This window comes from Streptomyces sp. NPDC051180 (genome assembly GCF_040689545.1).
GTDB lineage: Bacteria > Actinomycetota > Actinomycetes > Streptomycetales > Streptomycetaceae > Streptomyces.
This window is the reverse complement of sequence record NZ_JBFBBC010000001.1, coordinates 551749-572445: the sequence shown is the minus strand read 5'-3', so window position 1 is coordinate 572445 and position 20697 is coordinate 551749. Positions and strand designations below refer to the sequence as shown.

Annotated in this window: 19 protein-coding genes; 11 read left to right on the top strand and 8 right to left on the bottom strand. The window is 75.3% G+C overall.

All coding sequences use genetic code 11. The features are described from left to right. The first annotated feature begins 17 nt into the window (after positions 1-17). The 4 genes from AB0424_RS02540 (at position 18) to AB0424_RS02525 (ending at position 5305) form a co-directional block, all read left to right on the top strand. Entirely contained in the window at positions 18-662 is a 645-nt protein-coding gene (locus AB0424_RS02540) for a TetR/AcrR family transcriptional regulator (RefSeq protein WP_366301572.1), read from the top strand. Beyond that, the gene (locus AB0424_RS02535; protein ID WP_366301570.1) at positions 659-2149 is read left to right on the top strand and encodes an MFS transporter; all 1491 of its coding nucleotides are present in this window, start codon (positions 659-661) and stop codon (positions 2147-2149) included. Before AB0424_RS02540 ends, AB0424_RS02535 begins: the two co-directional genes overlap by 4 nt. 1 nt (position 2150) lies before the next feature. Then, entirely contained in the window at positions 2151-3257 is a 1107-nt protein-coding gene (locus tag AB0424_RS02530) for a PP2C family protein-serine/threonine phosphatase (RefSeq protein ID WP_366301569.1), read from the top strand. A 227-nt stretch (positions 3258-3484) separates the two neighbouring features. Continuing rightward, positions 3485-5305 (top strand): CocE/NonD family hydrolase C-terminal non-catalytic domain-containing protein, encoded by a 1821-nt coding sequence (locus tag AB0424_RS02525; RefSeq protein ID WP_366301568.1) that lies wholly within the window; start codon positions 3485-3487, stop codon positions 5303-5305. Between the two features lie 101 nt (positions 5306-5406). On the opposite strand, the gene AB0424_RS02520 is transcribed toward AB0424_RS02525, so the two are convergent. Together AB0424_RS02520 and AB0424_RS02515 are read right to left on the bottom strand one after the other, a co-directional pair. Continuing rightward, positions 5407-6771, bottom strand: coding sequence for an NtaA/DmoA family FMN-dependent monooxygenase (locus AB0424_RS02520; RefSeq protein ID WP_366301567.1), 1365 nt, complete (start codon positions 6769-6771; stop codon positions 5407-5409). After that, positions 6768-7883: an LLM class flavin-dependent oxidoreductase gene (locus tag AB0424_RS02515; protein WP_366301566.1), complete on the bottom strand. Its 1116-nt coding sequence runs from the start codon at positions 7881-7883 to the stop codon at positions 6768-6770. Before AB0424_RS02515 ends, AB0424_RS02520 begins: the two co-directional genes overlap by 4 nt. Positions 7884-8489: 606 nt before the next feature. On the opposite strand from AB0424_RS02515, the gene AB0424_RS02510 reads away from it, so the two are divergent. Then, positions 8490-9686: an alpha/beta hydrolase gene (locus AB0424_RS02510; protein ID WP_366301565.1), complete on the top strand. Its 1197-nt coding sequence runs from the start codon at positions 8490-8492 to the stop codon at positions 9684-9686. Between the two features lie 36 nt (positions 9687-9722). Here the strand turns inward: AB0424_RS02510 and AB0424_RS02505 are convergent, their stop codons facing one another. The 3 genes from AB0424_RS02505 to AB0424_RS02495 form a co-directional block, all read right to left on the bottom strand. Then, positions 9723-10307 carry a nucleosidase gene (locus AB0424_RS02505; protein ID WP_366301564.1) on the bottom strand — a complete coding sequence of 195 codons (585 nt, stop codon included), beginning with the start codon at positions 10305-10307 and terminating at the stop codon, positions 9723-9725. Positions 10308-10464: 157 nt separating this feature from the next. After that, the gene (locus AB0424_RS02500; protein WP_366301563.1) at positions 10465-11850 is read right to left on the bottom strand and encodes a VWA domain-containing protein; all 1386 of its coding nucleotides are present in this window, start codon (positions 11848-11850) and stop codon (positions 10465-10467) included. Beyond that, positions 11847-12728, bottom strand: a complete 882-nt coding sequence (locus AB0424_RS02495) for a MoxR family ATPase (RefSeq protein WP_366301561.1) — start codon at positions 12726-12728, stop codon at positions 11847-11849. The genes AB0424_RS02500 and AB0424_RS02495 overlap by 4 nt, the downstream gene beginning before the upstream one ends. A 182-nt stretch (positions 12729-12910) precedes the next feature. On the opposite strand from AB0424_RS02495, the gene AB0424_RS02490 reads away from it, so the two are divergent. Next, positions 12911-14146, top strand: coding sequence for a SpoIIE family protein phosphatase (locus AB0424_RS02490; RefSeq protein ID WP_366301560.1), 1236 nt, complete (start codon positions 12911-12913; stop codon positions 14144-14146). Between the two features lie 136 nt (positions 14147-14282). Then, positions 14283-14648, top strand: coding sequence for a luciferase family protein (locus AB0424_RS02485; RefSeq protein WP_366301558.1), 366 nt, complete (start codon positions 14283-14285; stop codon positions 14646-14648). Between the two features lie 106 nt (positions 14649-14754). Here AB0424_RS02485 and AB0424_RS02480 read toward each other — a convergent pair whose 3' ends face one another. After that, positions 14755-15267 (bottom strand): PaaI family thioesterase, encoded by a 513-nt coding sequence (locus AB0424_RS02480; RefSeq protein ID WP_366301557.1) that lies wholly within the window; start codon positions 15265-15267, stop codon positions 14755-14757. Between the two features lie 101 nt (positions 15268-15368). On the opposite strand from AB0424_RS02480, the gene AB0424_RS02475 reads away from it, so the two are divergent. Both AB0424_RS02475 and AB0424_RS02470 read left to right on the top strand, forming a co-directional pair. After that, positions 15369-15842, top strand: coding sequence for a helix-turn-helix domain-containing protein (locus AB0424_RS02475; RefSeq protein WP_366301555.1), 474 nt, complete (start codon positions 15369-15371; stop codon positions 15840-15842). 118 nt (positions 15843-15960) lie between these two features. After that, on the top strand, positions 15961-16818 hold the full coding sequence (locus AB0424_RS02470; protein WP_366301554.1) for a YhjD/YihY/BrkB family envelope integrity protein: 858 nt from the start codon (positions 15961-15963) through the stop codon (positions 16816-16818). A gap of 3 nt (positions 16819-16821) precedes the next feature. Here the strand turns inward: AB0424_RS02470 and AB0424_RS02465 are convergent, their stop codons facing one another. After that, a complete protein-coding gene (locus AB0424_RS02465) occupies positions 16822-17664 on the bottom strand; it encodes an ABC transporter permease (RefSeq protein ID WP_366301553.1) in 843 nt (280 codons plus the stop codon). Further along, positions 17661-18569 (bottom strand): ATP-binding cassette domain-containing protein, encoded by a 909-nt coding sequence (locus AB0424_RS02460; protein ID WP_366301551.1) that lies wholly within the window; start codon positions 18567-18569, stop codon positions 17661-17663. The genes AB0424_RS02465 and AB0424_RS02460 overlap by 4 nt, the downstream gene beginning before the upstream one ends. A 133-nt stretch (positions 18570-18702) precedes the next feature. On the opposite strand from AB0424_RS02460, the gene AB0424_RS02455 reads away from it, so the two are divergent. Together AB0424_RS02455 and AB0424_RS02450 are read left to right on the top strand one after the other, a co-directional pair. Continuing rightward, on the top strand, positions 18703-19971 hold the full coding sequence (locus AB0424_RS02455; protein WP_366301550.1) for a sensor histidine kinase: 1269 nt from the start codon (positions 18703-18705) through the stop codon (positions 19969-19971). Beyond that, positions 19968-20645, top strand: a complete 678-nt coding sequence (locus tag AB0424_RS02450; RefSeq protein ID WP_366301547.1) for a response regulator transcription factor — start codon at positions 19968-19970, stop codon at positions 20643-20645. The genes AB0424_RS02455 and AB0424_RS02450 overlap by 4 nt, the downstream gene beginning before the upstream one ends. The last annotated feature ends 52 nt before the right edge of the window (positions 20646-20697 follow it).

Below are 20697 nucleotides of genomic sequence, written 5' to 3'. Positions count from 1 at the left end.
CTTGGTAGACACGGTGCATGCGCGAGATCGACGGAAACGAAGAGAGCCCGGCCGCCGAAGCCCCTGTCGGCCCCGAGGCGGAGCACGAGGGCGACGACGGGCTGCGCGGACGGCTCGTCCGGGTGGGCGTGGAGCTGGTGAACGCCGAAGGAGCCCAGGCGCTCACCCTGCGCGAGATCGCCCGCCGGGCCGGTGTCTCCCACGGCGCGCCACGGCGCCACTTCCCCACCCACCTCGACCTCCTGTCGGCCATCGCCCGCCAGGGCTTCGCCGAACTGGCCGACCGCGTCGCCGCCGAGGACCGGGAGACCGCCGGACCCCGCGAACGGATCGCCCTGCTCGCCGGCGTCTACCTCGACTACGCCGCGGCCCGGCGCGGCATGTACGAGCTGATGTTCCGCCACGACCTGCTGCGGAGCGGTCGGCTGGGGCTGCGCGAGACGAGCCTGCCGCTCTTCGCCCGGCTGACCGGGCTCGTCGCCCTCGTCCGACCCGGTGCCGACCCCGCCGTCGTCGCGGGCGCCCTCTGGGCCAACCTCCACGGCATCGCCCAGCTGTCGCACTGGGGCAGCCTCCGGCTCGCCACCGGCGGCGACGACCCCGCCCCCTTCCTCACGGCCGCGCTCGACGCGCACCTCGGCCCCGCGGAGCCCACCCGATGACCCGCACGCGCACACGGCCCGCCGGAGCCGGCGCCGCGACCCGCCGACGCACCCCCGTCCTCGCCTGCAGCGTCGTGGGCGCCGCCGTCGTCGCCCTCGACGGGACCGTCCTCACCGTCGCCCAACCCGCCCTCCAGCGCGAGCTGCACGCCGACGTCGGCCAGGTCCAGTGGACCAGCACCGGCTACCTCGTCGCCGTGGCGAGCCTCCTGGTCCTCGCCGGCCGCCTCGGCGACCGGTACGGCCACCGCCGGATCTTCGCCGTCGGCGCCCTCGGCTTCGCCGCCACCTCCGCCGCCGTCGCCCTGGCCCCCGGCATCCGCGCCGTGATCCTGCTGCGCGTCCTCCAGGGCGTCTGCGGCGCCCTCCTCCAGCCCGCCACCCTCGGCATGCTGCGGACCGCCTACCCGCCGGAGCGGCTGTCGACCCCGATCGCCGTGCGCACCGCCGCCATCGGCCTCGCCGCGGCCGCCGGACCGCTCGTCGGCGGCGCCCTGGTCTCCGCGTACGGCTGGCGCTCCGTCTTCCTCCTCGGGGTCCCCCCGACCCTCGCGATCGGCCTCGTCGCGCTGGCGACCCGCGACCCGGACCGCGGCACCGGGCCGGACACGCGCCGGGAGCGGGACCCGCTCGACCCCGGCGGCGCCCTGCTGCTCGCCGCCGCGCTCGGGCTGCTCGTCCACGGCCTCGTCGAGGCGGCCCGCCCCGGCGGTGCGGGGACCGCTCTGGTCGCCTGCGCGGCGAGCATCGCCGCCGGCCTCCTCTTCGTACGGCACGAACGGCGGACCGAGCGGCCCCTCCTGCCCCCCGGACTCCTGCGCGGCGGGCCCGTCGTCGCCGGGCTCGCCGTCCTCCTCGCCGCCTCGGCCGCCCTCTTCGGCACGCTGTTGGTGGCGACGTACTTCCTCCAGGACGTACAGCGGCTCGACCCGCTCCACTGCGCCCTGCGCGTCCTGCCGCTCGCGTTGTGCATGGTGCTCGGCGCCCCGCTCTGCCCGCCGCTCCAGCGCCGGTTCGGCCCGCGGCGGACGGCGACCGCGGGCGCGGCCCTCCTCGCGTCCGGAGTCCTGCTGATCTCGACGTGGGACGCGACGGCCGGTGCCGTCGCCGTCGGCGCCGGATCCGCCCTCCTCGGGGCCGGCTTCGTCGCGCTGATGGTGACCGCGACCTCCGTCGTCGTGCACCGCGCGCCCGAGGCCCACGCCGGGGTCGCGGGCGGCCTCCAGCAGACCGTGATGAACATCGGACCGGCACTCGGCGTCGCCACCGCGACCCTGCTGCTGGCCCTCGTGCCGCAGGCCGGATTCGTCCCGGACCGGGGCGTCGCCCTGCCCGCGCTGGCCGCGATCGCCGTCCTCGCCCTCCCGGCCGCCCTCGCGCTGCCCGGCCGCCGGGACCGTGCCGGCACGCCGCGGAAGGGCGCGTCCGGGACACGCCCGGGTGCGCCGCCACCCGGCTCCGGACAGGACGTCTGCGTACGATCATGAGATGCCCGCTGCCGGCCCCCGGCGTCCCCCCGGGGCGGCGCGCACCCAGTTGAACCTCGGTCGCGCCCTGCCCTTCCTGGTCCTGATCGTCACGGCCCTCGCCGACCTGTTCACCTCCGACGACGAGCGGTTCGAACGCCTGCTCGTCGCCGCCCCGGCCCTCGCCGCGGTGACCTGGACCGTGCGCGGGACGATCGGCATCGGTCTGCTCGCCATGGTGGTGCGGGGGCTGCTCAGTTTCGACCGCTCCGAGAGCGCCTCCGCACTCCTCGCCAGCGAGGTCGTGCTCGCCGTCGTCACCGGCGTCGCCGCCTGGGTGAGCAGGGTCCGCACCCGCTACGAACAGGACCTGCGCGAGGTCAGCGCCGTCGCGGAGGTCGTCCAGCGGGTCGTGCTCCGCCCGCTGCCCGAGCGCCTCGGGCGGTTCGAACTGCACCTGCTGTACCTCGCGGCCGCGGCCAAGGCCCGGATCGGCGGCGACTTCTACGAGGCCGTCCGCGTGCCGGGCGCGGTCCGGATCATGCTCGGCGACGTCCAGGGCAAGGGCCTCGGCGCCGTCGAGACCGCCTCGGTCCTGCTCGGCGCCTTCCGGTCCGCTGTCGGCGACGCCCCCGACCTGGCCTCGCTCGCCGACCGGCTCGACGACGGCCTCGCCCGCTACGGCGGCTGGGACCCGGACTCGGACGCCGCCGAACGCTTCGCCACCGTCGTCCTGGTGGAGCTCCCCGACGACCGGAACATCGCACGTCTCCTCAGCTGCGGCCACCCGGCGCCGCTGCTCCAGCACGGTGGCGAGGTCGCCCCCGTCGTCTTCGCCGACCCGTCGCTGCCCGTCAACCTCGCGGGCCTCGCCGAGAACCACCACCGGATCGAGGAGGTCGCGTTCGGACCCGGCGACCGGCTGCTGCTGTACACCGACGGCGTCAGCGAGACCCGTGACCGGGCCGGCACGTTCTACCCGCTGGAACTCCGGCTGCGCGGCTGGATCCGCGAGGCGCCCGCCGACGTCCCGGCGCTCCTCCACCGCGACCTCGCCGCGTACGGCTCCGGCGGCCTCGACGACGACGTCGCCGCCCTGCTGGTCGCCTTCCCGCCCGACACGCCCTGACGGGAGCCCGGCGCCGCGGCGGCTTGTGCCGCTGTGACCCGATAGCGCGTCACGTGCGCCGTTCGTGCGCTCTGGTCGCGCCCTGCCCGATGGGCGAGGCTTGCCCCCGTCCGCAGCGCGGCCGTCAGCAGACCAGGCGAGAGGAACGGGTGCACGTGTCCCAGGACTACCCCTTCACCGCTGGACCGTCCGAAGAGTTCCCCGGCTTCCCGGGCGTCACGGTGGGTGTGAGCGCTGCCGAGGCCGCCCGCATGAAGGGCCGCGGCCTGTGGGCCGCCGACGGCACCGTCGACCCCGACGTCGCCCGGCTCGGCCAGACCCTGGCCGCGGCCGTCCTGGCGCACGGGGACGGGGGCGCTCCCCGCACCCTGCTGCCGCCGCCGTTCGCCGCGTACGTCGAGGAGGTGCGGGCCCGGGCGCTGCCCGGGTACCACCGGATCGAGTCCTTCGACGGCATCCGGCTGTCCGCCTTCAGCCTCCGTCAGCGCGGCCCCGGCCCCCATCCGCTCGTCGTCGTCCCCGCCGGCTGGACGCCGTACGGCTGGCCGCTGTTCCTCTGGGCGTACCTCCGGCTCGCCCGCCGGGGCTACCACGTCCTGGCGTACACACCCCGCGGCCTCGGCGCCCCCGGACTGCCCTCCACATCCGAGGGGTTCGTCGACGTCGCGGGGCCGCACGACTGGGCCGACGGCTCCTCCGTCGTGGACTTCGCCGTCGACCACCTCGCGCCGAGCACCGTCGGCTTCCTCGGCGCCTCCTACGGCTCCGGCATCGGCCGGCTGGTCGCCGCGCACGACGACCGGGTCTCTGCCGTGGCCGCGCTGAGCACCTGGGGCGACCTCGCCGCCGGACTCCTCGACCACGGCACCCGTCGGCTCGCCGCGGTCAGGACGCTCCTCGCGCTGACCGGCGGGCCGATGGAGGAGAAGTTCCGCGAGGCCGACCGGGCCGTCCTCGCCGACTTCCTCGCCGACCGGAACCTGGACACCTTCGTCGAGTGGTGCCGACTGCGTTCCCCCGACTCCTACCTGCACCTCACCAACGAGAACGAGACGCCCACTCTCCTCTCCCACACCTGGCACGAGGGCCTGTTCGCCGTGAACCAGGTCGTCAGGACCTTCGACGCCCTGGAGGTGCCCAAGCGCCTCAACCTCTGGATCGGCGACCACACCGCCCCCGAGGGCGCCGGGCTCACCGGCACCGACCCCGACGGGCCCGACCTCGCCCTGGAGGAGGCGTACGCCTGGCTCGACCACCACCTGCGGGGCGCCCGCAACGGGGTCGCGGACTGGGCGGCGGTCTGCGGCCAGGTGATGTTCACCTACGTGACGGAACCCGCCGCGCACCCCGTGAGCGGCGAGCCGACCGGCGAGCGGCGGATCGTCGTCCCCGCCGTCCGCGAGCACCGGGCCGACTGGAGCGGGGTCACCGCCGGCGTCGAGACCTTCGGGCTCACCGGGGACGGCGCGGGCGGCACCGACGGGCTCCTGCTCCCCGCCGCCGAGGGCACGTCCGGCGGCACCGGCTGGCGGCGCGCGTTCCTCGCGGGCGTGGACACCGAGGCGACCGCCATGGACGCGCTCCTGAGGACCGGCCAGGCGGAGTGGGCCGGCACCCCCAAGACCTACGACACCCGCAAGATCGACCGCCGGCACGCCGTCGCCTGGACCACCGGTCCGCTCTACGACCCCCGGGAGGCGGAACAGGCCGGCCGGCGCGTCCGCGGCATCCCTCGACTGCGCCTCACGGTCCGTTCCACGGCCACGTCCGCGACCCTCGTCGCCCATCTGCTGGACGTCGCCGACGACGAGACGGCCCGGATCATCACCCACGAGCCGCTCACCGTGTACGACCTCATGCCGGAGCAGGACACCACCGTGACCTGGGAACTCCAGGCGACGGCGTACGACGTCCCGGCCGGCCACCGCCTCATGCTCGTCGTCGACAGCAAGGACCCGCTCTACGGCGACGCGTCCGTCACCTGGACGCAGACCACCCTCGGCTCGCCGGAGGAAGTACCGTCCTTCCTGGACCTGCCCCTGGGCTGAGCGGAGCGGGGGACGCGGCGGACTCCGGACCCGGGACGTGACGCGGCCGACCGGAACCCTGGGGAACGGGGCGCGCCCCGAGCGGCGCGCGCCCCGTCGGGTCACGCCGCCGGCGGGAGCTCCAGGTGCTCCCGGAGCGTCGTCCCCGTGTACGCGGTCCGGTACACGCCGCGCTCCTGCAGCTCGGGCACGAGCAGGTCGACGATGTCGTCGAGGCCGTCCGGCACCAGGTACGGCGAGACGTTGAAGCCGTCGACGGCGCCGTGCCGGGCGAACCGGGCGAACCTCTCGGCGAGTCCGGCCGGGGTGCCGACGTGCCCGCGCTGCGGACCGAGCTCGATCACGGTCTCGCGCAGCGACCAGCCGTTGGCGTCCGCCCTGGCCCGCCACTCGGCCACCACCACGCGGGGATCGTCCACCCAGCGGGTGCCGAAGGTCCCCTTGTCCTGGGCCACCACGGGATCCTCGACGGGCAGCGGTCCGTCGGCGTCCCGGTCCGACAGGTCGAAGCCCCACAGGCGGCCCGCGATGCCGAGGGCCACCGCGGGCGTGACCTGCTCCAGCCGCACCCAGCGGGCCTTCTCCTCCGCCTCCTTCTCGGTCGCCCCGATGACGATCTCCGTGCCCGGCAGGATGCGCAGGGCGTCCTCGGCCCGGCCCGCCGCGCGCAGCCGGCGGCGGACGTCCTCGGCGAACGCGAGGGCGTCGTCGAAGTCGGTCCCGTGCGCGGAGAAGATCACGTCGGCGTTGCGCGCCGCGAAGTCCCGGCCCTCCCCGGAGTCGCCCGCCTGGAAGACGACCGGGTGCCCCTGGGCGCTGCGCGGCAGGGTGGGCGCCAGGTCCACGTCGAAGTGCGCGCTCCGGTGCCGTACGCGTCCCACCGCGTCCGGCACCGACCAGGAACGGGCGTCCGCAGAGCCGGCGACGGCGCCGTCCGCCCAGCCGTTCCACACGGCGTGCGCCACGGTGAGGAACTCCTCGGCGCGCCGGTAGCGGTCGGCGTGGTCGAGGAAGCCGCCGCGCCGGAAGTTCTCCCCGGTCCAGGCGTTGTGGGTGGTCACCACGTTCCAGCCGGCCCGGCCGCCGGAGAGCAGGTCGAGCCCGGCGAGCCGGCGGGCGAGGTCCCCCGGTTCGTTGAAGGTGGTGTTGGAGGTGGAGACGAGCCCGATCCGCTCGGTCGCGGCGGCGAGCGCCGCGAGCTGGGTGATCGAGTCGGGGCGCCCCGCCACGTCGAGCTCGTGGACCCCGCCCCCGGACTCGCGCAGCCGCAGGCCGTCCCCGAGGAAGAAGGCGTCGAACAGGCCGCGTTCGGCGGTCCGCGCGACCCGCAGGAAGGACGCCGGGTCGATCTGGGAACCGCTGGCGGGGTCCGACCAGATCGTCCAGTGGTTCACCCCCTGGAAGAACACCCCGAAGTGCAGGCGGGCGTCGGGACGCGGGACGTCGTCGTGGTCGGCGCGGGTCATCGGGTCTCCTCCGGGACGAGCACGGCGGTGGTGTCGGCCGTGAAGCGACTGGGCGGCCGGGGCAGGCCCAGCGTCGTGCGCAGGGTCGTGCCCGGCAGCGGCCGGACCGCGAGGCGCCGGACGAACAGCTCGGGCAGGACGAGCCGGGAGAGCACCGGCAGGTCCTCGTCGACGACGAGCGGGTGGAGGCGTACGCCGTCGACGTGGCCGGCGAGTTCGGCCAGGAGCGCCACCAGCCCGGCGGCCGGTCCCGCGTACCGCAGCCGGTCGGGGCGGGTCTCCCAGGCGGCGGACCGCTCCAGGTCGGCGATCCGTTCCCGGGCCGTCTCCCGTGGGGTGTCCAGGGCCACCTCGATCTCGGCGAACGCCAGGGGCGCGCCGGAGGATTCCGCCGCAGCGACCGCCTCGGCCGCGGTGGCTCCGCCGACCAGGGCCACGTCGGTCAGGTCGGCCGGGACGAGGCCCGGGTGGGCGAGGACCACGGGGCGGCCCTGCGGCGGTCGGGGCACGATCGACGGCCCCCGCACGGTGTACGTCTCACCCGTGAAGTCGATGGCGTGGAGCCGCGAACGGTCCAGATAGCGGCTGGTCGAGACGGAGCGGATCACCGCGTCGTCCTCCCACGAGTCCCACAGGTCCCGAACGACCCGCAGTCCGTCGTGGGCCTCACGGGCCAGGGCGTCGGCGCCCTCGACCACGGGCCTGCCCCAGGCGCGGGCGGCCTCGGGGTCCTCCTCGACGCCCACCACCCAGCCGGCGCGGCCGGCCGACACGTGGTCGAGGGAGGCGAGCTGCGACGAGATGTGGAACGGCTCGGCGTACGTCGTCGCCAGCACGGGCGCCACGCCGAGGACACTCGTCGAGGCGGCCACGTAGGCCGCGCGCTCGACCGCGCCGATCCGGCCCACCGGGTCGGCGCCGGAACCCGGCGGCAGGATCGAGTCGTCCAGCGTGACCAGGGTGAAACCGGCGTTCTCGGCGACGGCGGCGACCCGCGCGAGCCGCCGGGGGCTCAGCAGTTCGCCGGGGGAGTGCGCGGCACGGCGCCACGCGGCCGGATGGGCGCCGTCGCCGTCGATCTCGACGGCCAGACGCAGGGCAGGGCGGGGCATGGGAGTCCTTCCGGAGGTCGGGAAGCGCGCGACGGCACGGCGGCGGCCGTGCGCGGGGCACGGCGGACCGGCGGCCGGTCGGGCGGGACGTCACGGGACGCGCGGACCCACGCGGGAGCGGGATCAGGCGCTAGGGCCTGTCGTCAAAATCCCCTCGTTGCCCGAAGGGCGGGGCAGAGGGGAATTTGACGACAGGCCCTAGGGGAAGGACAGATGGCCGAGGAGGTCCGGCAGAAGTCGACGTGCCGGCGGCAGACCAGCCGGGCGTCGGCGGGGGCGTACGGCGCGGTGCTCGTCGCGACCACGTGCGCCTCCCCCCGGTGGTGGACCCGTCCGGGCGGACGAGGACTCCGCCTCACCATAGGCAGGACGTCTTCCGGACTGTCAAGACCGGTTCGACCCGCGGGACGCCAGGAGGTCACCGGACACGGGGAGTTGGGTCCGGCCCGCAGGCGTCGGCGCCGCGACCGTCGAGGGGCGCGCGCCGGGCTCCGGGGCCGGGGCGCGCGTCGGCCCCGGGCCGGAAAGCGCGTCAGACTCCGGAGTGACGGAAGGTGGGACCGTGGGCGGACGCGCGGCGCTCCGTCCGCCGCCTACCGTGCCCGCATGACCCGAATCACCCGGGCGGCCGCCGCCGCCGTCCTCGCCTGCTCCCTCGCCTTACCGACCGCCGGAGCCGCCACGGCGGCCTCCTCCGTGCCGGGTGCGACGGCCGGCTCTCCCGCCCCGGCCGTCTCCTCCGTGCCGTCGGCGCGTGCCGCCGTCCTGCCGGCGCCCACCGGTCCGTACGCCATCGGCAGCACCGTCCTGCCCCTGGTGGACCGCTCCCGTACCGACCCGTGGGTGCCCACCGCCGACGGACGGGCGCTGATGGTCACCCTGCACTATCCGGCCGCCCGCTCCGGAGGCGGCCGGATCGCCCCGTACGCCACCCGCGAGGAGGCGCGCCTGCTCGCCGCGCAGCTCGGGCCGGGCGTCTCCGGCGACGTGCTCGCCCGGACGCGCACCCACAGCAGGACCGACGCGCGGCCCGCGCCGGGGCGGCGCCCCCTGGTGCTGCTCTCGCCGGGCTTCGGCGTCTCCCGCTGGACGCTCACCCACCTCGCCGAGGACCTCGCCTCCCGCGGCTACGTCGTCGCCTCCGTCGACCACGCCTACGAGTCGTACGGCATCAGCCTCCCCGGCGGCCGGACCCTCACCTGTGTCGCCTGCACGGCCCTGGACGAGGGCGGTGTGCACGGCAGCGTCGTCACGTCGACCCGCGCCGCCGACATGCGGTACGTCCTGGACCGGCTCACCGGCGCGCGGCCCGCGTGGAAGTACGCCGACGTGATCGACCGGAGCCGGATCGGCATGGCGGGGCACTCCATCGGCGGGGCCAGCGCGGCCACCGCGATGGCGGCCGATCGGCGCATCGACGCCGGGATCGACATGGACGGCGCGTTCTGGGAGGAGCTCCCGGCGGAGGGCCTGCGGGGCCGCCCGTTCATGATGCTGGGCACCCACGACGAGATGCACCTGCCGGGCGGGACCGACACCACGTGGGACCGCACCTGGAGCGCGCTCGACGGGTGGAAGCGCTGGATCACGGTCGCCGGATCCGAGCACTTCACCTTCTCCGACGGCCCCGTGATCGCCCGTCACTTCGGCCTGCCCCAGCCCGAGCTGCCCACCGAGCGGGCCGTCGCCGTCACCCGGACGTACGTGGCCGCCTTCTTCGACCGGCACCTGCTCGGGCTCCCGCGCCCGCTCCTCGACGCTCCGTCACCGGAGAACCCGGAGGTCCACTTCCAGCACCCCTGATGCGGGGGCGAGGAGCGCGCGGGGTCGTGCCCGGACTCAGGAGCGGTACGGGGTGTTCGCCTCGGCCCAGTCCGCCAGCGCCCGCGCGCACTCGGCGACGGACTCGCGCCAGCTGCGGGCGGCTCCGTCGCCGGCCTCGTCGCTGACGTGCTTCACGATGCGCAGCGGGACGCCGGCGATCCCGGCGGCCGTGGCCAGCGCGTACCCCTCCATGTCGACCAGCGCCGCCCGCTCGGCGAGCCGGGCGCGGGCGGCCTCGTCCGAGATGAACGCGTCGCCGGTGGCCAGCACCACCTCACCGCCGTCGGGCAGGGTGAGCGGCGCGCCGTACGTCTCGCCGGTGAGGGTGGCGAGCAGTTCCCCGTCCAGGTCGTGCTGGACCACCGTGCCGACGACGTGGGTCCCGGTCCAGCCGTGGCGCAGCGCGCCCGCGGTGCCCAGGTTCACGATCCCGGAGGGCCGCGGCCCCCGGGCCAGTACGGTCGCGAGGGCGGTCGCCGCGTTGACCTTGCCCATGCCGGTCAGCAGCACGGGCAGATCCGTGTCGAGGAACTGCGCCTCCTCCTTGACCGCGACGACGAGCAGGGGACGGCCGGCGGTGATCTCTCCCAAGAGTTCCATGGAGGCCACGCTAGTTCGCCGGTCCGGAATCCGTACAACCGGGCGGGCCCGGCGTGCTCGGCAAGACGCCCCCGGGGCGGGCCGGGGGGCCCGCCCGACGGGCGGACGGCCGCTTCCTTCCGGACAGGCCCAGGTCGCCGGGCCGCGTTCCTCCCGGTCAGACCGGCAGCAGGCGGCCGATCAGGGCGCCGAGCTGGTGGGCGTTGCGGCAGGGGCGCATCTCGACGATCTCGGCGTACGCCGGGGCCACCGAGTCGCCCGTGCCCCAGAGGGACGGCTGCTCGGGGTTGAGCCAGTGGACCCGACGGGCTCGGCCGGCGATCAGCCGCAGCGCCGCGAGGTGGGGATCGGCGCCGTTGGTGCGGGCGTCGCCGAGGACGAAGACCACCGTGCGCGGGCCGACGGAGTCCGCGTACCGCTCGGCGAACTCGCCGAGCGACGTGCCGTAGTCGCTCTGGCCGTGCCAGCCGGTCAGCCGCGCCTCCGAGAGGATCAGGTCGCCCAGCGCGGCGGGGTCCTCCGGGCCCCGGGCGATCAGGTCCGTCACCTCGTCCACCCGGTTGACGAAGCCGAAGACCCGCACCCGGCTGAACTGGTCGTGCAGCGCCCTCATCAGCAGCATCGTGAACTGGGCGAAGCCCGCCACCGACCCCGACACGTCGCACAACAGGACCAGCTCGGGGCGCCGGGGAGGTCGTCGGCGCAGCACCGGGCGCACCGGCACGCCGCCGGTCGACAGCGAGCCGCGCAACGTGCGCCGCAGGTCGATCCGTCCGCGTGCCGCCCGTCGTCGCCGGGCTGCGAGCCGGGTGGCCAGCTTCCGTGCCAGCGGCCGGACCGTGCGCCGCAGCTCGTCCAGTTGCGCCCGCCCGGCCAGCAGGAAGTCCACCCGGTCCGCCGTCCCCGCGACCGCCCGCCGGGCGACCCGGTCCCGGCCCTGCCGCTCGGCGACCCGCCGTCGTGCCTCGGTCCGCACCCGCTCCCGGAACGACTCGATCAGGCGCCGGATCTCGTCGTCGAGCAGCCGGTCGGCGAACTCCGGCTCCGCCGCCCCGGCCTCCGCCCGGCGCCGGTCACGGACCCGGGCGAGCAGCGTCTCCGGACGGACCCGGGAGAGGGTCTGGTAGGAGGACCAGCCGTCCGACTCCGGGCCCGAACCGAAGCCGCCGAAGCCCCCCACCGCCTCGGCGGCAAGTGCGTCGAGGACCGCGGTGTCACCGGCGGCCAGGGCCTCGGCGATCCGCTCCCGCAGCGCGGCGAGCTCCGCCGGGCCGCCGGGCGCCTCCGCCTTCCCGGGGGCGCCGCCGAGCGGGAAGTACAGATCGAAGACCCGGTCGAAGACGCCGCGCTGCGCCACGCCGTGGAGCAGCGTCGCGGCCAGCGCCTCACGGACCCGCTCACGGTCCGTGAACCCGACCGCCTCCAGGGCCTTTCCCGCGTCGACCGTCTCGCCCGTGCCGATGCCGAACCCGTGTGCGCGCAGCGCCGCCACGAGACCCGTCAGACGCTCCGCCGCGCCGCCCCCGGGGGCCGCCGTGCTCACACCGCGTCCAGGTCGAGCTGGGCCGCCGCCCTGACGATGTCGTCCTGGTGCTTCAGGAGGACGCCCAGGGTCTCCCGTACGACCTTCTCGTCCAGCCGGTCGGCGCCGAGCGCGAGGAGGGTCCGGGCCCAGTCGATCGTCTCCGAGACGGACGGCACCTTCCGCAGGTCCATCGCCCGCAGGGCCCCGACGAGCCGCACCACGGACGCGGCGAGCGCGGCGTCGAGCCCGGGTACCTTCAGGGCGACGATCCGGCGTTCCAGCTCCTCCTCGGGGAAACCGATGTGCAGGAAGAGGCAGCGCCTGCGGAGGGCCTCGGACAGCTCCCGGCTCGCGTTCGAGGTCAGCACGGTGAACGGCCGCCGCGTCGCCGTGATCGTGCCCAGTTCGGGGACGGTCACCTGGAAGTCGCCGAGCACCTCCAGGAGCAGGCCCTCCACCTCGACGTCGGCCTTGTCGGTCTCGTCGATCAGGAGCACCGCCGGCTCCTCGCACCGGATCGCGGTCAGCAGCGGCCGGGGAAGCAGGAACTCCTCGCCGAAGATGTCCGTGCGCGCCTCGTCCCAGGACTCGCCGCGTCCGGCCGTGATCCGCAGCAGCTGTTTGGCGTGGTTCCACTCGTACAGGGCCCGGGACTCGTCGACGCCCTCGTAGCACTGCAGCCGCACCAGCCGTGCACCCGTCACCTCCGAGACGGCCTTGGCGAGCTCGGTCTTGCCGACCCCCGCCGGGCCTTCGACGAGCAGCGGTTTGCCCAGCCGGTCCGCGAGGAAGACGGTGGTGGCGACGGCCGGTGACGCCAGGTAGCCGGTCGTGGCGAGCCGTTCGGCGACATCGTCGACGGAGGAGAAGAATCCGGTCGTCGTGGCGGTGGTCATGGCTGTCCCCCCGGGGAGCGGAATTTCTTACTGGCCAGTAGCATCAGGCGTACTCGATCAGATCGGGCCCCGCCGCACAACCGTCCCGCACGAGGTCCGCGCCGTGCGCGGGACGCCGCCCGCTGGTGCAATGGGGAGACCGGGTACGCCACCCGGAGGACCGCGCGGCCGGTGGAGGTGTCGTGGCGGAACGGGACGAGCCGCTGCTCGCCAGGGTGCGGGCGCTGGAGCGCGCGATCGGCGACATCGGCACGACGCTCGACGCCGCGACCACCTGCCGGGAACTCGCGGCCTTCCTCGCCCGCCACCTCGACGGCGTCTCCGCGGCCGTCGACCTCTTCGCCGAGGGCGGCGGCCCGCCACGCCGGGCGGCCGCCGCCGGACCCCAGGCCGGCACAGGTCCACAGGGCGACGCGGGACCCCAGGTCGGCGCGGATCCACCGGCCGCCGCGGGACGATCCGCGCCCGGCGCACCGTCGACCGTCGGCGGCCCCGAGCCGCGGCACGACGCCGGCCTCGCCTCGCCGGCGCCGCCCGGCGCACTCTCGGTTCCCCTCGCCGTCGGAGACGAGGAGCCCCTGGGCACGGTCACCGTCACCCGGAGCGTCGGCAGGCCCTTCTCCGAGGGCGAGGCGGCGGTGCTCCGGCACGCCGTGCGGCTCGCGGCCCGGCATCTGCGGCACGCACGGCGGCTCGCCGCCACCGAGGAGACCGCGCTCCACCTCCAGCGCGCCCTCGTGGCCGAACCGGGCCGGCCCCATCCGAACCTGGAGGTGGCGGGCGGCTATCTGCCCGCCGGTCACCGCACCCTGGTGGGCGGCGACTGGTTCGAGACCGTGCGCCTCCACTTCGGCCGCAGCCTTCTCGTCGTCGGCGACGTGATGGGGCACGGCCTGGCCGCGGCGGTCGACATGAACGCCTACCGCACGGCACTGCGCGAGGTCGCCGCCACCGATCTGCCGCCGCACCGCGTGCTGCGGCACCTCGACTCCGTGGTCGCCGAGGACGACGCCCGCCGCCCGGCGACCTGCCTCCTGGTCCGGGTCGACCCGGCGCGCGGCACGGCGACCTTCGCCAGCGCGGGACACCTGCCGCCCGTGGTCTTCGCAGAGGACGGTTCCGCGGAGCCGGTCGACCTGCCGGTGGGGCCGCCGCTCGGCACCGGCGTCGGCGGCTACGAGCCCGCCACGCGTGCGTTGACCCCGGCCGAGACCCTGCTGGTCTTCACCGACGGCCTCGTCGAGCGGCGGGGCGAGGACATCGACGTCTCGCTCGCCCGTCTCGCCGCGCTGCGCCTCCCCGCGGCGTCCGGTCCCCGGGAGGTCGTCGACGAAGTGCTCCGGCGGCTCGACGCGCACGCGGCCGAGGACGACGTCGCCGTCCTCGCGGCGCGTGTCCGCGCGCGCCCGACATCGTGACACAAAGTCACTTCCTCCCCACGAAACGCGGTGACGCACGGTCACACCACGGTTCTCGGCCACCTGTTTCGCGCCTGGGCCGGATTGTTTCCGCAGGACGCTTGTGCACGGCCCCGGCGCCCGGCACGCTCCTCGTATGAACACGGCCAGGCATGCCAGTGAACGTCTGATGAGCTGGCCCTCGCTGACCCCCGGCCGCGCCCATTGCGGCGCCGAGCTCGGACTGGGCACCGCGACGCAGGAGATCGTCCACTTCCACGGCGAACACGAGGCCGACGTCCACCTCACCCGGGCCATGGTCGCCAAACTGCGTCACGCCCTCCTCGGGTCGAGCGCGGTCCGCCTGCGCGCCGGGTCCGGGTGGGTGACGGTCCGTCTGGACATGGGATCGGACATCGACCTGCTCGCCACCCTCGTGAGCGCGGCGCTCCAGGCCAACGGCGTTCCCGACGTCGCCCCGGACGGCTGCACCCGCACCCTTCCGGTCCCCGGAGCGCGCTGACCGCCAGGCGGTGACTCGCCGGTCAGGGGAGTCCTGCAGGGTCGACGAGGCACGTCCCGCAGGGTCGACGAGGCGAGCCCGGCAGGGGCGACGAGGCGATCCCCCTCTACGCGCGCGTGACCCCGCTTCCGTCCGGAACGGGGAAGATCATGCACGTGCTCGTCGCGTGGGCGAGCAGCCGGTCCCCGGAGTCGTACAGCCCCGCCTCCGCGAGCGCCGTGCGGCGGCCCCGTGACAGCACCGTGCCGATCGCCCGGACCTTGCCGGTGCCCGCCGTGAGCGGCCGCAGGAAGCGGGTCGACAGGTCGAGCGAGGTGTACGCGGTGCCCTGCGGCAGCGTCGAGTGCACCGCGCAGCCAGCCGCCGAGTCGAGCAGGGTCGCGTACACCCCGCCGTGCACGCTGCCGATCGGGTTGTAGTGCTCCTCGCCCGCCTCGAAGGCGAAGACCGCCCGGCCGTCCTCGACCTCCTCCAGGGTGAAGCCGAGGAGCGCGGCGATCGGAGGCCCGGGCAGCCGCCCCGCGATCATCTCCCTCAGGAAGTCGAGGCCCGCCATCGCCCCCGCCGCCCGCGCGGAGGCCGCCGGGTCCTCCCACTCCACCGTGCGCGACCGACCCATGACCACTCTCCACCCTGTGCGTCCAGCTGACTCTGTACGGCGAAGCTAGCCGTCGCGTCAGCTGACTGTCAACGAAGCAGTCAGGTGGCTAGAGTGTGACGATGAAATGGCTGGAGACGGACTCGGAGAACTGTCCGGTACGCCGCACCCTGGACGTGGTCGGCGAGAAGTGGACCCTGCTCATCCTGCGGGACGCCTTCAACGGCGTCCGGCGGTACGACGAGTTCCGCCGGCACCTCGGTCTGTCGGAGGCCGTCCTCGCCGACCGCCTCCGCAAGCTCGTCGCGGCCGGGGTCCTGCGCGCCGAGCCCTACCGCGAACCCGGCTCCCGCACCCGTGACGAGTACCGGCTCACCCGTAAGGGCGTCGACCTCTGGCCCGTCCTCCTCGCCCTGAAGCAGTGGGGCGACAGCCACGCCCCGGAGCCCGAGGGCCCGGTCCTCGACATCTCCCACACCGGCTGCGGCGCCCCGGTCCGCGTCGTCGTCCAGTGCGAGGCCGAGGAGCACGCCACCCTCACGGCCCGCGACGTCACCGCCCGCCCCGGCCCGGGAGCCCGCCCGCTCCACCCGTGAACCCGCCCCGGCCGACAGGACGCCGCCACCCGGGAGCCCGCCCGGCCGGCGGCGCCCCACCACCCGTTCGGCCGCACCCCTGCGATGGCCGGCGCCCGACGCGGGTACCTCACGTGGCATGCCCTCTCCTCCCGGTCCGCCGCACGACGGCGCCCCCACCGAGAACGGCCACTGGTTCCAGCGGCTCCACGCCCGCGTCCTCGCCTCGCCCGTCGGGCTCGCCTGGAACCGCGGTCGTGCCATGGAACTCATGCACCGCGCCATGGGCTTCGCGGCCCTCAGCCTGCTCACGCTCGTCCCGCTCCTCATCGTCGTCGCCGCGGCCGACCTCGCCAGCGGGCAGGGCTTCGCCCGCTGGATCGTCCAGGGTCTCGGCGTCACCGAGGTCTCGCAGGAGGAGGTGGAACGGCTCTTCGGCCAGCCGGGCCAGGCCCTCCAGCGCACCACCGCCTTCGGCCTCGCCGCCCTCGCGGCCTTCGGCGTCACCTTCGGATCCGCCGTGCAGACCGGGTACGAGCGGGTGTGGGACCTCCCCACGGCCCGCTGGCACACCATGTGGCGGCACGTCGTCTGGCTCGCCGTCCTCATCGCGTCCCTGCTGCTCTTCGTCGCCTTCCCCGCGCCCGGGGACTCACCCGCCGACGTCAACGTCGCGGTCGCCGTCGGCGACACACTCGGCACCTTCCTCTTCTTCTGGTGGTCCCAGCGCTTCCTGCTCTGCGGCCGCATCCGCTGGCGCGCCCTCGCCCCCGGCGCCGTCCTCACCGCGGTCGGCCTGCTCGGACTGCGGATCTTCTCCCAGCTCGTCTTCTCCCCCCTCATCGCCTCGAACGCCGTGACCTACGGCCAGTTCGGCACCGTCCTCGTCCTCCAGTCCTGGCTGGTCGGCGTCGGCTTCGTCGTCTACGGAGGCGCCCTCGCCGGACGCCTCGTCCACGAACACCTCGTCGGCCGCCGCCTGAAGCGCCCCCGCTGACCCCTACTGGTCCCGGTGCCGCACCGCCAGCACCGCCACCGCGGCCGCGCCCAGCGCCCACAGCGCGTACACCAGCCACGCGCCGCCCGGCGACCACGGGAACGGCTCCCCGACGGGCGGGCCCGCGTCCGCGAGCCGCCGCCAGGCGTGGAGCGGCGTGGCGTGCGCGAGCACCGCGGTCAGGTGCCGGCGGTCCGAGAGCACCGCGGGCAGCAGCAGGAGCAGCAGCACCGAGGCCACGATCGTCGGCGCGCTCCTGCGCAGCAGCGTGCCGACCGCCATCCCGGTCACCGCGCACACCGGGGCGAGGAGGGCCGAGGCCACCACGATGCGCGCCGCTCCCGGATGGGTGATCGGCAGCCCGATGTCCCGGGCCGACAGCATCGCCTGCGTCGACCAGAACGACGCGCCCGCGACCACCGCCCCGAACACGGTCTGCGACACGGTCACGACCAGCACCTTCGCCGCCATGAGCGAGCTCCGCGCCGGCACCGCCGTGAACGTCGTGCGGATCAGTCCGCTGCCGTACTCGCCGACCACCGCCATCGCGCCGATCGCGCCCGAGCAGAGGACCAGGACCATCGCCGCGTTGTACGTGAACGCGTCCCACAGGGCCATGCCGTTCGCCACGAACTCGGCCCGGCTGCCCGCGTCGTACTGCAGCCAGTAGCGGTAGTGGTCCCACGCAGTCCCGAAGTTGAAGCCGACCACCGCGACCGCGCCGAGCAGCAGGGACCAGCCCGTGGAGCGCAGGGACCACAGCTTGAGCCACTCCGATGCCACCAGGTCGCGGAATCGGGCACGGGGCTCCGGACGGGCGGGCGCGGGAAGATCGAGGGTGGTCATCGGACGTCTCCAGCCAGGTACTCGACACTGTCGGCGGTCAGTTCCATGAACGCCTCCTCCAGGGAGGCCGTACGGGTGGTGAGCTGGTCGAGCGGCACCCCGTGCTCCAGGGCCAGCGCACCGATCCGGGCCGCGGGGAGCCCGGTCACCGTGAGCACCCCGGCCTCCTCCACGACCTCGGCACCCTCCGCGAGCAGCGGCACCGTCAGCCGCGCCGGGTCGGGGGCGCCGACGGTCACGCTCGGGCCCCTGCCCCGCGCGGCGAACTCCCGCAGGCTCTCCGCCGCGATCAGCACGCCCCGCCCGATGACGACCAGCTCGTCCGCCGTGTGCTCCATCTCGGTCATCAGATGGCTCGACACGAAGACCGTCCGGCCCTCCGCCGCCAGCCGCCGGAACAGTCCGCGCACCCACCTGACGCCCTCCGGGTCGAGGCCGTTCAGCGGCTCGTCGAACAGCAGCACCGGCGGGTCGCCCAGGAGCGCGCCGGCGATGCCGAGCCGCTGGCGCATCCCCAGCGAGTAGCCGCCGATCCGGCGTCGGGCGGCCGCCGCGAGACCGACCTCCTCCAGGACCTCGTCGACCCGGGCGAGCGGGATCCGGTTGCCGCGCGCCAAGGCCGCCAGATGGGCCCGGGCGGTCCGCCCGCCGTGGACGTCCCCGGCGTCGAGCAGCGCGCCGACGTGCCGCAGACCGCGCGGCCGGTCCGCGAACGGCCGTCCGTCCACCGTCACCGAACCGCTCGTCGGCGTGTGCAGCCCCAGGATCATCCGCAGGGTGGTGCTCTTGCCCGAGCCGTTGGGACCCAGGAATCCGGTGACGCGCCCCGGCCGGACGGTGAACGTGAGGGCGTCGACGGCGGTCGTGGCGCCGTAGCGCTTGGTGAGTTCCCTGGCTTCGATCATGGACACCACCGTGCCGTCCCCAGGCCCCGCGGGGCATCGGACCAGCAGGGACAATCGGCGGCCGGCCTGTCACCCCTGGTCGTACACCCGTGGTCCGACGCCACGGCACGGGGCCGCCGCCTACGATCACCGCATGTCCGCCACCGCGTCAGCACCGTTCCTCAGAAGGATCACCCCCGGCGGGTGGACGGCGCTCGCCTGGCTCGCCGGCCTGCTCTTCACCGCGCTGCTGCGCATGCGGCTCCCCGGCCAGGAGAGCGCCGAGGTCATGCCAGGGGTGGTCATCCTCCGCTGGGACGGCATCACCCTGCTGGTCGTCTCCACCGCGCTCGCGGTGCGCGGCAGCCTGCTCCTGACACGCCGTCCGACGGCCGCGCTCGTCCACCTGCTCGCCGCCGCCGTCGTCTGCTGCACCCCGCTCGGCGTCACGGCGATCCCCTTCGCGCAGTACCTCTCCGTGGACGTGGCCCTCTACGTCGTCGCCGCCACCGGCCCGCCCCGCGAGGCGGCCCGCGCCCTCGCGCTCTCCCTCGGGGTGCTCGGCGGCTACCTCGCGATCCGACTGCTCAAGGGCTGGACGGTCGGCACCACGGTGGAACTGGCCGTGGCCCTGGCCGCCGTCGTCGCCTGGCTCCTGGGCCGCTCCGAGCGGCAGAACCGGACCCACGCCGAACAGACCCGCGCCCGCGTCGCCGAGCAGGCCGCCACCGCAGAACGGCTGCGGATCGCCCGCGAGATGCACGACACCGTCGCCCACAGCATCGGGATCGTCGCCCTCCAGGCCGGGGCCGCCCGCCGGGTCATCGAGACCCAGCCCGAGCAGGCCCGGCAGGCGCTCACCGAGATCGAGGCGGCGGGCCGCGAGACGCTCGCCGGACTGCGCCGGATGCTCGGCGCCCTGCGCACGGCCGAGAACCGCACCGGCGCGGCCACGGCCCCCGAGGACCCGGGCCTCCCCGACATGCCCGGCCTCGCCGCGCTCGACCGGCTCGCCGAGACCACCGGAGCCGTCGGCGTCCGCGTCGCCGTGCGCCGCCTCGGGCCGCCGCGCCCGCTGCCGCAGGAGATCGACCTCTCCGCCTTCCGCATCGTCCAGGAGTCCGTCACCAACGTGGTCCGCCACTCGGCCGCCGACGCCTGCGAGGTGACCGTCGACCGGAGCGACCCCGACGCCGTCGTGGTGACCGTCCAGGACCCCGGTGCGACCCGCCGCGGCACGCGGGCCGCGGGCCCGGACCGGGAGGGCCCCGGTGCCGGATCGGGGTACGGCCTCGCCGGCATGCGGGAGCGCGTCGGCCTGTTGAACGGCGAGTTCTCGGCAGGCCCCCGCCCCGGCGGCGGCTTTCGCGTCACCGCCCGGCTTCCCCTTCCCGCCGTCGCCCCAGGAGCCTTCACCTCATGAGCGAGACCACCGTCGAGCGACCCGTCCGGGTCGTCCTCGCCGACGATCAGCCGCTGGTGCGCACCGCGCTCCGGATGGTCATCACCGACACCCCCGACCTCGTCGTCGCCGGAGAGGCCGCCGACGGAGCCGAGGCCGTCCGGCTCGTGGAGGAGACCGGAGCCGACGTCGTCGTCATGGACCTGCGCATGCCCGGCACGGACGGCATCGAGGCCACCCGGCTCATCACCGCCGGGGCGACGGGCGCCAGGGTCGTCGTCCTCACCACCTTCGACGACGACGACCACGTCTACGGAGCCCTGCACGCGGGCGCGTCCGGGTTCCTCGTCAAGGACATGGCCCTCGACGACATCCTCGCCGCCGTCCGTGTCGTGGCCTCCGGCGACGCCCTCATCGCGCCCAGCGTCACCGGGCGCCTGATCAAGGAGTTCACCGGCCGCCCCCGGTCCGCCCCCGCGCCGCGCCGCGGCGTCGAGGGGGTCACCGACCGCGAGCGCGAGGTCCTCACCCTCGTCGGGCGCGGCCTGTCCAACACCGAGGTCGCCGCGGAGCTCCACATCAGCGTCGCCACCGCGAAGACCTACGTCACCCGCCTGCTCGCCAAGCTGGACGCGCGCGACCGCGTGCAGCTGGTGATCATCGCGTACGAGGCGGGCCTGGTCTCCACCGGCTGAACGGCCGCTGCCCGCTCGCGCCGGAGCGGGACCGCCCCCGAGGGCGGTCCCG

Coding starts and splice junctions, on each gene's coding strand:
- AB0424_RS02450 (WP_366301547.1), top strand. CDS start 19,968: ATGAGCGAGACCACCGTCGAGCGACCCGTCCGGGTCGTCCTCGCCGAC.
- AB0424_RS02470 (WP_366301554.1), top strand. CDS start 15,961: ATGCCCTCTCCTCCCGGTCCGCCGCACGACGGCGCCCCCACCGAGAAC.
- AB0424_RS02510 (WP_366301565.1), top strand. CDS start 8,490: ATGACCCGAATCACCCGGGCGGCCGCCGCCGCCGTCCTCGCCTGCTCC.
- AB0424_RS02475 (WP_366301555.1), top strand. CDS start 15,369: ATGAAATGGCTGGAGACGGACTCGGAGAACTGTCCGGTACGCCGCACC.
- AB0424_RS02480 (WP_366301557.1), bottom strand. CDS start 15,267: ATGGGTCGGTCGCGCACGGTGGAGTGGGAGGACCCGGCGGCCTCCGCG.
- AB0424_RS02505 (WP_366301564.1), bottom strand. CDS start 10,307: ATGGAACTCTTGGGAGAGATCACCGCCGGCCGTCCCCTGCTCGTCGTC.
- AB0424_RS02485 (WP_366301558.1), top strand. CDS start 14,283: ATGAACACGGCCAGGCATGCCAGTGAACGTCTGATGAGCTGGCCCTCG.
- AB0424_RS02495 (WP_366301561.1), bottom strand. CDS start 12,728: ATGACCACCGCCACGACGACCGGATTCTTCTCCTCCGTCGACGATGTC.
- AB0424_RS02455 (WP_366301550.1), top strand. CDS start 18,703: ATGTCCGCCACCGCGTCAGCACCGTTCCTCAGAAGGATCACCCCCGGC.
- AB0424_RS02465 (WP_366301553.1), bottom strand. CDS start 17,664: ATGACCACCCTCGATCTTCCCGCGCCCGCCCGTCCGGAGCCCCGTGCC.
- AB0424_RS02530 (WP_366301569.1), top strand. CDS start 2,151: ATGCCCGCTGCCGGCCCCCGGCGTCCCCCCGGGGCGGCGCGCACCCAG.
- AB0424_RS02535 (WP_366301570.1), top strand. CDS start 659: ATGACCCGCACGCGCACACGGCCCGCCGGAGCCGGCGCCGCGACCCGC.
- AB0424_RS02540 (WP_366301572.1), top strand. CDS start 18: ATGCGCGAGATCGACGGAAACGAAGAGAGCCCGGCCGCCGAAGCCCCT.
- AB0424_RS02515 (WP_366301566.1), bottom strand. CDS start 7,883: ATGCCCCGCCCTGCCCTGCGTCTGGCCGTCGAGATCGACGGCGACGGC.
- AB0424_RS02460 (WP_366301551.1), bottom strand. CDS start 18,569: ATGATCGAAGCCAGGGAACTCACCAAGCGCTACGGCGCCACGACCGCC.
- AB0424_RS02520 (WP_366301567.1), bottom strand. CDS start 6,771: ATGACCCGCGCCGACCACGACGACGTCCCGCGTCCCGACGCCCGCCTG.